Genomic DNA, 13,874 nt, shown 5'->3' with positions numbered 1-13,874 from the left:
GATGGGGCCGGCGGGGACGAGACCCGGCCTTTAAGCCTTGCGATCCCGCGGCCGAAACTCCGCCAGACCGTGCTCGATGGCGCGGACGAGGATCTCCGCCGCGGCGAGGTTGGTCGCAAGAGGCACGTTGTGCACGTCGCAGATGCGCAAGAGCGCGGAGATGTCGGGATCGTGCGGCTGAGCCGTGAGTGGGTCGCGCAGGAAGATGACGAGGTCCATCTCGTCGTTCGCGACCATAGCGCCGATTTGCTGGTCTCCGCCGTATGGGCCGGACTGAAAGCAATGGACCTCAAGGCCCGTGGCTTCCCGGATGCGGCGACCGGTCGTGCCGGTAGCGAACAGGTTGTGGTGCTTCAGTATGTTCTGATACGCGATGGCCAGGTTCACCATGTCGTCCTTCTTGTTGTCGTGCGCAATGAGGGCAACGTTCATCTCTGTGCCTCCTCGGCAAATCTTACGCCCTCAGTGTAGCGCAAAGGTGGCTTTGGGGGAATGATGGACCGAAGGGACGCGCGTGATACACTGAAGGTGTGCGAGAAATGGGGGATGCACCATGGCGACGGGGGAAGAGGCGCTGACGGATCGGCTCGGGCGGCCGCTTCGGGACCTGCGCGTGTCGCTCACGGATCGATGCAACTTTCGCTGCCCGTACTGCATGCCGAGCGACGTGTTCGGGCCGGATTATCCGTTTCTGCGCCCCGATGCGCTCATGTCGCCGGACGAGATCGCGAAGCTGGTGCGGGCGCTTGTGCCGCTTGGGCTGGAGAAGGTGCGGCTCACGGGCGGCGAGCCGCTTCTGCGCCGGGAGGTCGTCGAGATCGTCGAGAAGGTGGCTGCCGTGCCCGGGCTTCACGAGATTGCCATGACGACGAACGGCAGTTTGCTCACGCGCGAGAAGGCGATGGCGCTGAAGAAGGCGGGGCTGACGCGGATCACGGTGAGCCTCGACGCCCTGCGCCCGGACGTGGCGGCGCGGATGAACGGCGTCCGGTTTCCGGTCCATCGGGTCCTCACGGCCATCGAGGCCGCCGAGGAAGCGGGGCTTGCGCCGGTGAAGGTGAACGTGGTGGTCCGCCGCGGGTGGAACGAGGACGAGGTGGTGGCCATCGCCGAGCGGTTCCGAGGGACAGGCGTGATTGTGCGCTTCATTGAATATATGGATGTCGGGACGACCAACGGCTGGCGCATGGAGGACGTGGTGACGGCGGACGAGATCCTCGCCTGGATTGGGGCGCGGTATCCGCTCGAGCCGCTGCCTCCGCGGCGCGAAGGCGAGGTGGCGACGCGCTATCGGTACCGGGACGGTCAGGGCGAAATCGGCGTGATCCACTCGGTTTCCCGACCGTTTTGCCGATTTTGCACGAGGCTCCGGGTGACGGCGGCAGGGGAGCTCTTCACGTGCTTGTTTGGCGCGCGCGGCGTTTCGCTTCGGCCGCTGTTCGATCGCGGCGCGGCGGAGGAGGAGATCGCGGCGTTTGTGGCAGACGTGTGGCGCAAGCGCCAGGACCGATATTCGGAACTGCGGAGCGAGGCGACGGCGAGAAAGCCGAAAGTGGAGATGTCCCGCATCGGAGGTTGACCTGTTTTCGTTTCGCCCCATCCCTTGGTATGATGCTGTCACCAAGCACGCGGAGGGAAGGCTCGTGAAGGTGGTACGCAAGGTCCTTCACATGTTTGTGGTGGCGTTTGTCGGCTTGAGCCTGATGCTGTTCACTGGGTTTGCGCTTCTCGTGTGCGCGGCGCACCGCGAGTGGTGGGGCGCCATCGGCGGCGCGCTGATGGTGCTCGCGGCGATTCTCGCCGCCGCCATCGACATTCGCCTGCGAAGCCCCGAGGTGAGGCAGTCGTAGGCTCGCCGCCAGCGCCATTTTGGGCGGCGTGAATCGAGACACCCTTTCTTCGGCTCGCATACCCTGAGGAGAGGCTCCGGTAGGGGCAATGCGAGGAGGAGGGTGCAACCATGGCGGCTTCATCCGGAAAGAAGGGGCGCAAGCCACAGGCGAAGGCCAAGCGGCCGCAGCAGGCGGCGGCGCCGGTGGATCAGCCACCGCTTTCGGTCGCAGCGCAGCAGCCGCCGGCGGGATCGCTCGACGTGTTGAAGCAAAACCTGGCCGGAAAGCGGAAGGCCATCTTTGAGATCCTCGAAGACGTCAAGAACGTTCCGCCGGAGTCGTGGCGGGATCCAAACCAGGTCGAGTCGCTGGCGAAAAACTTCGCGAACAAGCTCGGCCTGCCCGTGCCCGAGAGCCGGTTCAAGCAGTTTGTGAAGGCGTACACGGACGCGACGAAGAACGGCCCGACGACGAACGTCGACGAGATCGTGAAAAAGTATGGGCCGCCCGTCGACGAGAAGACGCTGAAGGAAATTAAGAAGTTCGTCCCCAAGCAGACGAAGGACTGAAACGAGAAGAGGGCTGATCCCCGCCGATGCGGCGAGGGACCAGCCCTTTCGCCGCGTTTGGGGGATTTTACGTCTGCGGGTCGTTTGATTGGGGCGGCTCATGGCCGGCCTGCGCGCGCGAGTCCGAAGCCGGCTCGTCTCGAATACCGACGAGCTGCGGAAACGCGCGGTAGACGGAGCGGCGGTTCACGAGCCACAACAGGGCCACCATCCAGGCGTGATCGCGCACGCGAATCCAAAGCGGGCCCGGGCCGACGAAGAAGAGCAGGTTCACGGTCAGGGCGATGTTCACGGCGAAACTGAAGTACCTCGTGAACCAGGAGATCCACCGGTTGCGCACGGCCATGGCGCCTCCCCGAACAGGTTCATCCTGTCTTCATTGTACCGCAGAGGCATGCGTACGGGATGATTCGGACATGCGCAAATTTCGTGAAGAGGAACAAGAAGCCGCCGGGCCGATGGCAAGGCGGCTTCTGACGCAGGGTTCAGTTGGACGCGCGACCGCCGTCCGTCCCGGTGGCGGGCCTTGTCGGAGGCGGCACGGGTGAAGGCGGAGGCCCGTAGGCGTACGGATACGGTGGCGGCGCTCCGTACATCGGCTGCGGCGCAGCGTACGGCTGCATGGGCGCGGTGTAGGGCGCGTAGGCAGGCGGCGCGTACATGGGCCCGGGCGCCTGTTGGGCTTGGGGCGGCTGCTGCATGGTCGCGGCCGCGTTCGGTGCGCTCGGCGCGGACTGCGCGCCTTGCGCCGATCCACCTGTTTCTTGCGCCGACCCGTTGTCGGTGCTGTTGCCGCCCGATCCCTTGAGGAATCCCTCGGCCAAGGGCGATGACAAGAGCGCCGCGAGAATGTTGGTGAAATCTTCGGTCGTCAGGTTGCGGCCCTTGAACTTGAGCAGTTTGTCGAGTACGCCGCTTTCCTTCAAAGCCCCGGTCGTGACGTAGAAGGTATCCAGCATCTTGTCGGCCTGCTGGAGATAGTTCAGCCAGTTTTTGACCATGTTCCGCAGATTGCCGACCGTCTTCAGCGTGTCCTGCATGTTCTTGGGCGTCAGGAGCTGCGATGGGGCAGGCGCCTTGCTGCCCGCCTTCGCCTGCGCGGGCGCGCCGTTTCTCCCGCCGGATCGCGCGGCGGCTTTTCTTGTTCCCCGCCCGTTCGCGGGGCGCGCCGCCTGCGCCTTCGCGAGCGCGACGCCGGGGATGCGCTCGGCCTTCTGGGGCTTGGCATTCATCACAGTCCACCTCGCTTCCCCAGCCTGCTCCTAAAGCGTATGACAATCGCCTGAGGGCCGTGCGGGGCACGCGCCCAAGTGGCATAGGCTCGGCGGCTTCGGTGGACAATACGCTTGTTGGCACAGCGAGGAGGGGAGCGGATGAAGTACAGGCGCGACTTGTACGCGAAGTACGGCGGGGTGCACTTCGTGCAACTGGCCCCGGCGCAGGATATCAATCAATTCGTGCGATCGCTGCCGGAGGAGAAGCGCGACAGTCTGTTTGAGGTGTTGCAGGCGTTGCACAACGCGGGCCTTATCGAGGTGCAGCAAGATCACCAACTCCTCGATGCGCACGGAGAGATCCATCCCGCGCATCCGGGTGCCTCGAGCGAACCGCAGTGACGCCGCAACACAAACTGAGGGCCCCGAGGCTTCGGGGCCCTTGCGTCGAATTGCGAATGTCAGTTCGTCAGCTTGCTGTGGAATTCGCGCATGCGATTCACGGCTTCGATGACGTCCTCGTCGCGCACGGCGTACGAGAAGCGGACGTAGCCCGGCGCGCCGAACGCCTCGCCCGGGACGCTCGCGACGAGCGCGTGCTCGAGCAACAGTTCGCAGTAGTCCGCGCTCGTCTCGATGGCCTGGCCCTCGTATCGGCGCCCGAGGACGCCGCGGATGTCGGGGAACGCGTAAAATGCGCCTTCGGGCACGAGGCAGCGCACGCCCTCGAGGCTGTTCAGCCCCGCCACGAGCGCATCGCGCCGGCGGCGGAACACGTCGATCACGCTTGGATCGAAGTGTGCAAGCGCCGTTTCGCCCGCGATTTGCGACATGGTCGCCGGGCTGCCCGTGGAGTGGCTCTGGAAGCTCGCCATGGCCTTGGCGAGATCGAGCGGCGCGGCCACGTAGCCGAGGCGCCACCCCGTCATCGCGAACGCCTTCGAAAAGCCGTTCACGACGAGGGAGCGATCGTACAAATCGGGGCAGGCGGCCACGAGACTCACGTGTTTCACGCCGTAGACCAGGCGCTCGTAAATCTCGTCGAGAACGACGTAGATGTCGTGCTGGCGGAGGACTTCGCCGAGCGCCTTCAACTCTTCCTCGTGGTACACGGACCCGGTGGGGTTGCACGGGCTGTTCAGCAGGACTGCCTTCGTCCGCGGCGTGATGGCCGCAGCGAGTTGGTCTGGCGTGAGCTTGAAGCCCGTCTCGGGCCCGCACTCGATCACGACGGGCTTACCGCCCGCGACGCGGATCTGCTCGGGGTACGAGGTCCAATATGGCGCAGGGAGAATGACCTCGTCCCCCTCGTCGAGGATGGTCACGAAGATGTTGTACAGCGTGTGCTTCGCGCCGTTCGAGACCACGATTTGCTCCGGCGCGTAATGAAGGCCGTTTTCGGCCTGAAGTTTATGCGCGATGGCCTTGCGGAGGGCCAGCATGCCCGCGGCCTCCGTGTAGCGGGTCTGCCCGTTGGTGATGGCGCGGATGCCCGCGAAGGCGGCCGGAACCGGCGTGTGAAAGTCCGGTTCGCCGACGCTCATGTTGATCACCGGCTGGCCCTTGGCGATGAGTTGCTTGGTCTTGCTGTCGACGCTCATGGTCGCCGACGGCCGGATGGTTCTGACTCGTCTCGACAGACGCTCTTCCACTCGTTCACGCCCCCATGGATTACTCTCCGCCATTGTACCACAGGCCGGGCTCGACTTGTCGCAAGATTCCGCGCCGGAGCGAGCCTTGCCCGCGCGCGTGCGGCAGTGCGCAGGGCGCGGGCCGCGCCGAGCCTAGAAGAGCCGCCGCAGCCAGTTCCACCATCGGCTCGGCGCGGGTTCGGGCACGACCGGAGGCCGATGAAGCGGGCACGTGGCCGTGGGGGCGGTTCCTGGCAGGAAGTAGTCCGTCTCCGCGGCGCCGCACTGGGGCGTGGCGAGCGCGCCGGACAGCGGGTCGATCCGGACGGCCTCGAGATCGGACGGCGGCGTGTACCACGGCCCGGGCAGGTGCGCCTGCGCCGTCCCCATGAACTTCCCCCAGATAGGCGCCGCGAGGTGAGACTCCTGCACCGTGAGCGGCCGGCCCGAGTCGTAACCCACCCACACCGCCACCACAAGCCGGGGCGTGTAACCCACCATCCAGGCGTCTGTATCGGTCGTGCCGGTCTTCGCCGCGGCCGGGGCGTGCAGGTACGGCCGAGCGCCATATCCCGTTCCGCCGGGGGCGAGCACGCTCTGCATGAGATCGGTCATCTGAAACGCGAGCTCAGGCGAGATGACGCGCGTCTTCTCGAGCGGATGGACCGTGCGCCCGTACGGCGTGTCGACGGACTCGACCGCGTGCGGCGTGACCCTGTAGCCGCCGTTGGCGAAGGCCGCGTAGGCCGCAGCCAGTTCCACCGGAGTGACGGGAAACACGCCGAGGGCGAGAGAGGGATACGGCTTCATCTCCTCTTGAATCCCGAGCTTCTTGGCGAAATCCATGACGTTTTGGGCTCCGATGGCGAGCTCCGTCTGCACGGCGTACACGTTGTCCGACCGCGCGATGGCTTCCCGCAGCGTGAGCGGCCGGCCGGCGTAGATGTCTCCGTAGTCGTGCACGGTGTATTCGTCCTTGGGGGACGGGCCGTAGATGAACGTCGTGAGCTTGGAGTCCACCTCGCGCGCGGGCGTCCAACCGCGCGTGAGCGCCGCCCCGTAGACGAACGCCTTGAACGTCGATCCCGGTTGCCGCTTGCCGAGCGCCCGGTTGAACGGGCTCTCGCGGTAGTCTCGCCCACCGACGAGCGCGCGGATGGCGCCGGTTTGCGGATCCAGGGCCACGAGCGCGGCTTCGAGCTGGCTTCCCTTCGGCAGCGTCGACTGAATGGCGCGCTCCGCCGCCTTTTGCAGCAGCGGGTCGAGCGTCGTGTGGATGCGGACGTAGCCCGCGTCGAGATCGCCGTCCGTGAGCCGGGCCATGCGCTTCGCCTCGTTGAACGCCATCTCGCTGAAGTACGGCGCCTGAAGCGTCGGGGGTTGGTGGCGCGCAATGTGCAGGGGCTCGGCGTACGCGGCGTCCGCCTCGGCCTGTGTGATGTAACCCGTCTGCACCATGCGCTCGAGCACCACTCTCTGGCGGGCCTTGGCGCGCTCCAGGTGATCGAGCGGCGAGTACAGCGCCGGGCCCTTGGGCAAACCGGCGAGCAAGGCGCTTTCGGCGAGATCGAGCGACTGAACCGGTTTGCCGAAGTAGAGCTGACTTGCCGCGGGGGCGCCGTACGCGCCGTGCCCGTAGTAGACGACGTTGAGGTATCGGTCCAGAATCCAGTCCTTCGGCTCGTGCAACTCGAGCTGCAGGGCGAGCATGGCCTCCCGCAGCTTGCGGCCGAACGTGCGATCCTGGGTGAGGTACAGGTTTTTCGCGAGCTGCTGCGTGATGGTGGATCCGCCCTGGACGATCTCGCCATGGCGTACGTTGACCGCCACCGCGCGGAGCGTGGAGCGCACGCTGATGGCGTGATCGCGGTAGAAATTGGCGTCTTCGGTCGCGAGTGTGGCCTCGACCAGCCAGCGCGGGAAGGCACCGAGAGGCAGGGCAGCCCGCGCCTGTCCGGCGGGCGACCAGAGCGCGATGGGGCGGCCGTCCGCGCTGGTCAGTTCGGTCGGCGCGGTCTTAGCGGTCGACGGAAGAGGGAGGAGTTTGAGGCCCACGAGCACGAGCGAGGTACCGACGAATCCGGCGCCGAACGCGGCACCAAAGGCCATGGCAGCGACTCGGGCGAAGGAACGCCGGGTGCGGCGCGGAAGCGGCGAATCGGCGTCGGAAAGGAAAGGTTTCGGCATGGCGCGGGACCTCCGGACACGAATGAAGATGGGCACATCGGTAGTGTGTGCAGTGATAAGAAAAATATGCCAAGGCTTGCGCCCATGCGAGGCCGATGCTTGCCACAGGGAGCGAGGTCACGTACACTGAGAAGAGAGACGTGGAGTCCGTTTGTTTCGATTGTGAATTCTTGTTTCATATTCGAAAGGAGGATGCCGGTGAAGGCCTGGGTCGTGCGAGAATTGGGGCACCATCGCGACGTGCTGCGCCTTGAAGATACCCCCGTTCCGGCGATGCAGCCGGGGAGCGCCCGGATTCGCGTCGAGGCGGCGGCGCTGAACTTCCTGGATCTGCTGGTCTGCCAGGGGCAGTATCAGGAGAAGCCGCCCCTTCCCTTCACGCCTGGCGTCGAGGTGTGCGGGGTGGTGGAAGAGGTCGCGCCGGGATCGACGTTTCAGGTGGGCGATCGCGTCATTGCCCTGCCGCAGCTGCCGCACGGCGGCCTGGCGGAGCAGGTGGTGGTGCCGCTTGCGCAGGTGCACCGCGTGCCCGAGGGGGCGCCTCCGGCGGAGGCCGCGGCGATGTTCATCACCTACCACACCGCGTATTACGCGCTCCATCGCCTGGCGCGGCTCCAACCCGGCGAGGTCTTGCTGGTGCATGCGGGCGCGGGCGGGGTCGGATCGGCGGCGATTCAACTCGGCAAAGCGGCGGGCGCACGCGTCATTGCGACGGCGGGCGGACCGGAAAAGGTGGAGACGTGCCGCCAGCTTGGCGCGGACGAGGCGGTCGACTACCGCAGCGGAGATTTTGTGGAAGCGGTGAAAGCGTTCACATCGGGCCGCGGCGCGGACGTCATCTTCGATCCGGTGGGCGGAGACGTGTTCGACGCGTCGCGCAGGTGCATCGCGTTCGAGGGGCGGCTGCTCGTCATCGGATTCGCGAGCGGGCGCATCCCACAGGCGCCCATGAACCACGCGCTTGTCAAGAACTACAGCCTCGTGGGCGTGCACTGGGGACTCTTCCATCGGTTGTACCCAGACGCGGTTCGCGAGATGCACGAGGAGCTCATCCGATTGTATGAGGCGGGGCGCATCCGCCCGCTGGTGCGGCATGTGTACCCGTTCGAAGACGTGATTCCCGCGATGGATGCGCTCGGCGGGCGGAAGACGGTTGGGAAGGTCATCGTATCCGTGTCGTGACGCGATGCGGACGCATGGCCGGAGCGAGAAGGGAGATAGGAGCATGGAGCAGGTTCAGGTGCCAGGTGGGGAATTTTTGGTGCAATCGGCCGATCCGGCGGACGTCTACACGCCGGAGGAGTTCACCGAGGAACACCGCATGATTCGGAAGACCGCGCGCGACTTCGTGGAGCGGGAGGTCTGGCCCCAGCAGGATGCCATCGAGGCCGAGGACTTCCACCGCGTGGTCCAGCTTCTGAAGCGGGCGGGCGATCTCGGCCTTCTCGCGCACAGCGTGCCGGAGGCGTACGGGGGCCTGGGGCTCGACAAGATTTCCAAGGGCATCGTGGGCGAGATGGTGGGAATGACGGGGGCGTACGGCGTCGCGCATTCCAACCACACCTGCATCGCGACGCTGCCCATCACGTACTTCGCGAGCGAGGCCGTTAAGCACCGCGTCCTGCCGAAGATGGCGAGCGGAGAATATCTCGGCGCCTACTGCCTGACCGAGCCGACGGCCGGATCGGACGCGCTCGCGGCGAAGACGGTGGCGCGGCTCAGCGAAGACGGCACGCACTACCTCATTTCGGGAACGAAGCAGTTCATCACGAACGCGGGATTCGCGGACACGTTCGTCGTGTACGCGAAGATCGATGGCGAACACTTCACCGCGTTCCTCGTGGAGCGATCCTTTCCCGGCATTTCCCTCGGGCCCGAGGAGCAGAAGATGGGCATCCATGGATCGTCGACGCGCCAGGTGATCTTCGACGACTGCCCGGTGCCTGTGGAAAACGTCATTGGCGAAGTGGGCCGGGGGCACGCGGTGGCGCTTGGCGTGCTGAATCTCGGCCGGTTCAACCTCGGCGCAGGCAACGTCGGCGGAGCGAAGCGGGCACTGGCGGTGGCGGCCCGCTATGCGGCGGAACGGCGCCAATTCGGCCGGGCCATCGCCGAGTTTCCCGCCACGCAGGCGAAGCTGGCTTCCGTGGCGGCGCGGATCTATGCGGCGGAGTCGCTCGTCTACCGGACGGCGGCGATGCTCGAAGGCGCGCTGGCGCCGCTCTACGGCGAACTGCCCACGCGCGAGAAGGAAGCCCGGCTGCGCGAGCACGCCATCGAGTGCGCGGTGTGCAAGGTGCACGGATCCGAGACGCTGTGGAAGGCCGCGGACGAGGCGGTGCAGATCCACGGCGGGTACGGCTACATCCGCGAGTATCACGTCGAGCGGATGCTCCGCGACGCGCGCATTCAGCGCATCTTCGAGGGAACGAACGAGATCAATCGTCTGCTCATCCCCACCCACTTCCTGCGCCGCGTGAGTCGTCAACCGGAGATGGTCTCCCGCTTGTCCGCGGCTGTGGACGCGCTGGGCAAGCGGGTGGAGGTGCGCGGTGGTCCGATGGCCCACGAGCGCGCGGCCATCGAGCAGATGCGCGCGCTGTACCTCGCCGGCTGCGCCTTGGTGGCGGATCGGTTCGCCGGCCGGCTCGACGCGGAGCAAGAGATGGCCATGCATCTGGCCGATCTCGCCATTTCGCTCTACGCCGCGGAGAGCGCGCTGGCGCGCGCGGAAAAGGCGGCGTCCGGGGCGCAGGCCGAGGTGCATGCGGCGCTTGCCAGCGTCGCGGTGGACGATGAGATCCAGGCGGCGGTGCAGGCCGCGGTCGCGCTCTTCGCCGCGATTGGCGATCACGCGGGTGTGCGGGAGCGGGCACTCGACGCCATCCGCAACCTCGCGGGCCTGCGCGATCCCGACGGGATCGCAAGGCGGCGCAAGTTGGCGCGCGCAGTGGTGGAACAAGGCGGGTATCCCATCGATTGAATCGGCGCTGTGTTTAGGCAGTCGAGGCAGCTCTGGAGAAGGGCTGCCTCGTTCGTGTAAAGGGGGGAAAAGAAGGGCGCTTTGCTGAACCAGCGGTGGTCCTCGAGGCATCCTTGCGGAACGGGCGGACGAGTGCTACGGATGATGGGGTCTGGATAGCATGAGGGCCCCGATGGTTCCCTCAGCGGAGATGATGGCAAGCGTCACGGCCATCACGGCAGTTGCCCAACGAGAGATGTGAGACGATTCAATTTCACTCAATCCACAGCACTCACGGCTTGCGCGCGTGACCCATCACTCCAACTGGATCCTCCGCGTTGAATTCTGTACGCTTGTCCTCGGGCCTTTTTGGCGAGTTTGATATAATACCGCCCGAGAAAGGATGGATGAGCGTGGCACAGACCAATCTGTGGTTTACGGAGCTTCAGAACGACAACCTGACGATTGGCTTGCGGATAGAGAAGACCATTCACAGCGAGAAGACCGAGTACCAGCAGCTCGACGTGTACAAGACGGTCCAGTACGGCAATCTGCTCGTGCTTGACGGCTGCATCATGACGACGGACAAGGACGAGTTTGTGTACCACGAGATGCTGGCGCACGTGCCGCTGCACACGCACCCGAATCCGAAGAGCGTTCTCGTTGTGGGCGGCGGCGACGGCGGCATCATCCGCGAGGTCATCAAGCACCCGTCCGTCGAGCGCGCGGTGCTCGCCGAGATCGACGGGCGCGTCGTGGAGGCGTCCAAGAAGTACTTTCCGCACATCGCCTCGGGCCTCTCCGATCCGCGCGTGGACGTGCAGATTGTGGACGGTATCCGGTACGTCGAGGAGCACCCGAACGAGTTCGACGTCATCCTCATCGACTCGACGGATCCGGTGGGGCCGGCGGTCGGGCTCTTCCAGCGCCCGTTCTACGAGTCCGTGTTCCGAGCGCTGAAGGAAGACGGCCTCATGGCAGCCCAGACCGAGTCGCCGTTCATCAACCAGGACCTCATCCGCCAGGTGTACGGCGACGTGCGGGCGACGTTCCCCATCACGAAGCTGTACCTCGCGTATGTGCCCACGTATCCGACGGGCATGTGGAGCTTCACGCTCGGCAGCAAGAAGTATCGCCCGCAGGACGTCCGCGAGGTCCGGGTGCACGACACCAAGTATTACAACCGCGAGATTCACCACGCCTCGCTCGTCCTTCCGAATTTTGTGAAGGAGCTCGTCGGCGAATGACGTTCTCGTTCGATGTCGAAAAGCCTTTTCCGCTCGCCTACAGCGGCAATGTGTTCATCGGCGCCACGGAGGATTTCGGCGCCGCCAAGGCGGTCATCTACGGCATGCCCATGGACTGGACCGTGTCGTTCCGGGCCGGGGCGCGCTTAGGTCCCGCGCGCATCCGCGAGGTGAGCCTCGGGCTTGAGGAGTACAGCCCGTATCTCGATCGCGACCTCAGCGAGATCGCCTACTTTGACGCGGGGGACATTCCGCTTCCGTTCGGCAATCCGGAGGAGAGCCTGGATCGCATCTATCAGTACGTGTCGGCGCTTTACGCCGCGGACAAGCTGCCGATAGGCCTCGGCGGCGAACACCTGGTCTCGTGGGGATCCATCCGCGCGGCGGCGGAGCGCTACCCGGATCTGCACGTCATCCACATCGACGCGCACACCGATCTGCGCGATCACTACGAGGGCGAACCGCTCTCGCACGCCACCGTGATCAAGAAGGTGTGTGATCTCATCGGGCCGGATCGCGTGTACCAGTTCGGCATCCGCAGCGGCACGCGCGAGGAATTCCGCTGGGCGCGCGAGCACACCCACTTCGCGCCGTTCGAGCTCGCCGAGCCGCTCCTCGCCGTGCTGCCGGAGCTGCACGGGAAGCCGGTGTACATCACCTGGGACATCGACGTGTTCGATCCGGCCACGGCCCCGGGCACGGGCACGGCGGAGCACGGCGGCATCTTCGCGCCAGAGGCGTTTCGCGCCATCACCTATATGAAGGCCCTGCGCGTCGTCGGCTTCGATCTCGTCGAGGTCGCACCTCAGATCGATCCGACGGAGCAGACGCAGATCCTCGCCGCGAAAATCGTGCGCGAGGCCCTGCTCGCGTTTGTGCGGTGAAGGCCGTGAGTGCTTGGCTGGAACCGCAGGAGGGCGTGTCCTGGGGCTGCCACGTTACCTGGCGCCGGCGCGCGCGGGTGCGCGAAGGCGGGCGGGCGCGGTATCAAACCACCCGCGGCGAGGCGAAGGACGCGCGCTGGCTCCAGACCAAGGGCGGCCACCTGCTCTCGTTCCAGGACGGCGAGGCGATGTACGCCGTGCGGATGGAGCGCGATCGCGTCCTCATGGTGCGCCGCGGCGAAGTCTCGCTCACACAGGTCTTCGCCGCGGGCAAGTCGCAGGATCTCGTCCTTCGCGCCTACGGGAAGGAGCTGCCGGTCCGCGCCGAGACGCGATCTGTCCAGGTGTCTGTGGGCGAGGCGGGAGGCCGCGCGCACGTGATCTTCGACCTGATCTACGCGGACGACGTAGAGCAGTCGGTCGATCTCGTCTTTCAGTGGGTCCGCCGATCCTGAGCGCCGGCGGACTCGCGCGGGACGAGATCGGCCACATCGAGCCACCCCTCCGGGTGCGTCTTCCACACAATCTCGTAGGGATCTCCCCACTCGCGCATCATCCGCTCGTACATCGCCTTCTTGATGGCGTTGAGGCGCGCCCGCTCCTCGGGCCGCGTGAGATTCGCCGCGTGCAGGCGGACGTGGTACAGCACGCGATCCACGTGCAGGAATCGGCCGATGGCGGCGAGCTTGAGGAGGATGAGTTTGTCCTCGTAGTAGCGGCCCTGGCCGTGCGGATCGCGCTCAAAACCTCCGACGCGCAGGACGGCCTCCGTGCGGTAAAAGCGCGGCACGAGATACGGTCCGTAGCGAAAAACGTCGAACTTGTCCGAAAACGCACGCCCGCGCAGGACGTGATCGCGCATCAGGCGGCCGCTGTCTTCTCGCCAGTGCTGGGCGTTGGCGGAGGCGACGACCGCGTCGGCGGGTCCCTCGTCCATGGCGGCGGTCAGTTCGGCGAGGGCCGTTGGCGCGAACCAGTCGTCGCTGTCCAAGGTGACGAAGTACGGCGTTCGCACGTGCGGCAGCGTCGCCTGCAGCGCGTTGCCAAGGCCCTCGTTTTCCCCGAGCGACAACACGCGCACGCGAGGGTCCCACAGGTAGCGCCGCGCGATCTCGCCCGATCCGTCCGTCGATCCGTCATCCACGACGACGAGATTCCATGCCGGCGTGGTCTGTGCGAACACGCTTGCGATGGCCATCGGCAAATCGCGCGCCCGGTTGTACACGGCGAGCACCACCGTCACGCGCGGCTCTCCCCCGGTGCACATGGCGAACCCCTCCTTTGCGCGGAACATGACGCGAAGATTCGATACAATGAGTGTAAATCATCGCGGAAGGCGTGGGAATCG

The 13,874-nt window shown here is 65.8% G+C and carries 15 protein-coding genes; 9 read left to right on the top strand and 6 right to left on the bottom strand.

The window, feature by feature from the left end; all coding sequences use genetic code 11:
- Positions 1-30: 30 nt before the first annotated feature.
- Positions 31-432 carry a methylglyoxal synthase gene (locus tag AACI_RS13915; protein WP_012812012.1) on the bottom strand — a complete coding sequence of 134 codons (402 nt, stop codon included), beginning with the start codon at positions 430-432 and terminating at the stop codon, positions 31-33.
- A 121-nt stretch (positions 433-553) separates the two neighbouring features.
- Between AACI_RS13915 and moaA the strand changes: the two genes are divergently transcribed.
- The 3 genes from moaA (at position 554) to AACI_RS13900 (ending at position 2,401) form a co-directional block, all read left to right on the top strand.
- Positions 554-1,579 carry a GTP 3',8-cyclase MoaA gene (gene moaA, locus AACI_RS13910; RefSeq protein ID WP_012812011.1) on the top strand — a complete coding sequence of 342 codons (1,026 nt, stop codon included), beginning with the start codon at positions 554-556 and terminating at the stop codon, positions 1,577-1,579.
- 64 nt (positions 1,580-1,643) lie between these two features.
- Positions 1,644-1,850: a hypothetical protein gene (locus AACI_RS13905; RefSeq protein WP_012812010.1), complete on the top strand. Its 207-nt coding sequence runs from the start codon at positions 1,644-1,646 to the stop codon at positions 1,848-1,850.
- A 110-nt stretch (positions 1,851-1,960) separates the two neighbouring features.
- Positions 1,961-2,401 (top strand): hypothetical protein, encoded by a 441-nt coding sequence (locus AACI_RS13900; RefSeq protein WP_012812009.1) that lies wholly within the window; start codon positions 1,961-1,963, stop codon positions 2,399-2,401.
- Between the two features lie 67 nt (positions 2,402-2,468).
- Here AACI_RS13900 and AACI_RS13895 read toward each other — a convergent pair whose 3' ends face one another.
- Positions 2,469-2,747, bottom strand: a complete 279-nt coding sequence (locus tag AACI_RS13895; protein WP_041707643.1) for a hypothetical protein — start codon at positions 2,745-2,747, stop codon at positions 2,469-2,471.
- A gap of 139 nt (positions 2,748-2,886) precedes the next feature.
- Positions 2,887-3,633: a hypothetical protein gene (locus tag AACI_RS13890; RefSeq protein ID WP_012812007.1), complete on the bottom strand. Its 747-nt coding sequence runs from the start codon at positions 3,631-3,633 to the stop codon at positions 2,887-2,889.
- Between the two features lie 141 nt (positions 3,634-3,774).
- Between AACI_RS13890 and AACI_RS13885 the strand changes: the two genes are divergently transcribed.
- Entirely contained in the window at positions 3,775-4,017 is a 243-nt protein-coding gene (locus tag AACI_RS13885) for a hypothetical protein (RefSeq protein WP_012812006.1), read from the top strand.
- 59 nt (positions 4,018-4,076) lie between these two features.
- Here AACI_RS13885 and AACI_RS13880 read toward each other — a convergent pair whose 3' ends face one another.
- Positions 4,077-5,267, bottom strand: a complete 1,191-nt coding sequence (locus AACI_RS13880; protein WP_012812005.1) for a pyridoxal phosphate-dependent aminotransferase — start codon at positions 5,265-5,267, stop codon at positions 4,077-4,079.
- Positions 5,268-5,399: 132 nt separating this feature from the next.
- Complete coding sequence (locus tag AACI_RS13875; protein WP_012812004.1) at positions 5,400-7,433, bottom strand: transglycosylase domain-containing protein; 2,034 nt, start codon at positions 7,431-7,433, stop codon at positions 5,400-5,402.
- Between the two features lie 198 nt (positions 7,434-7,631).
- Between AACI_RS13875 and AACI_RS13870 the strand changes: the two genes are divergently transcribed.
- The 5 genes from AACI_RS13870 (at position 7,632) to AACI_RS13850 (ending at position 12,981) form a co-directional block, all read left to right on the top strand.
- Complete coding sequence (locus AACI_RS13870; protein WP_012812003.1) at positions 7,632-8,615, top strand: NADPH:quinone oxidoreductase family protein; 984 nt, start codon at positions 7,632-7,634, stop codon at positions 8,613-8,615.
- 43 nt (positions 8,616-8,658) lie between these two features.
- On the top strand, positions 8,659-10,416 hold the full coding sequence (locus tag AACI_RS13865) for an acyl-CoA dehydrogenase family protein (protein WP_012812002.1): 1,758 nt from the start codon (positions 8,659-8,661) through the stop codon (positions 10,414-10,416).
- Positions 10,417-10,802: 386 nt separating this feature from the next.
- Entirely contained in the window at positions 10,803-11,642 is an 840-nt protein-coding gene (gene speE / locus AACI_RS13860) for a polyamine aminopropyltransferase (RefSeq protein WP_012812001.1), read from the top strand.
- Positions 11,639-12,526: an agmatinase gene (speB, locus tag AACI_RS13855; protein ID WP_012812000.1), complete on the top strand. Its 888-nt coding sequence runs from the start codon at positions 11,639-11,641 to the stop codon at positions 12,524-12,526. The genes speE and speB overlap by 4 nt, the downstream gene beginning before the upstream one ends.
- Positions 12,523-12,981: a DUF1934 domain-containing protein gene (locus tag AACI_RS13850; protein WP_012811999.1), complete on the top strand. Its 459-nt coding sequence runs from the start codon at positions 12,523-12,525 to the stop codon at positions 12,979-12,981. The genes speB and AACI_RS13850 overlap by 4 nt, the downstream gene beginning before the upstream one ends.
- Here AACI_RS13850 and AACI_RS13845 read toward each other — a convergent pair.
- Complete coding sequence (locus AACI_RS13845) at positions 12,960-13,793, bottom strand: glycosyltransferase family 2 protein (RefSeq protein WP_012811998.1); 834 nt, start codon at positions 13,791-13,793, stop codon at positions 12,960-12,962. The two genes, AACI_RS13850 and AACI_RS13845, sit on opposite strands and share 22 nt — an antisense overlap.
- Between the last annotated feature and the right edge of the window lie 81 nt (positions 13,794-13,874).

The organism is Alicyclobacillus acidocaldarius subsp. acidocaldarius DSM 446 (genome assembly GCF_000024285.1).
In the GTDB taxonomy this organism is placed as follows: domain Bacteria; phylum Bacillota; class Bacilli; order Alicyclobacillales; family Alicyclobacillaceae; genus Alicyclobacillus; species Alicyclobacillus acidocaldarius.
Note: the sequence above shows the minus strand (reverse complement) of the source record. Positions and strands in the feature narration are given on the sequence as shown.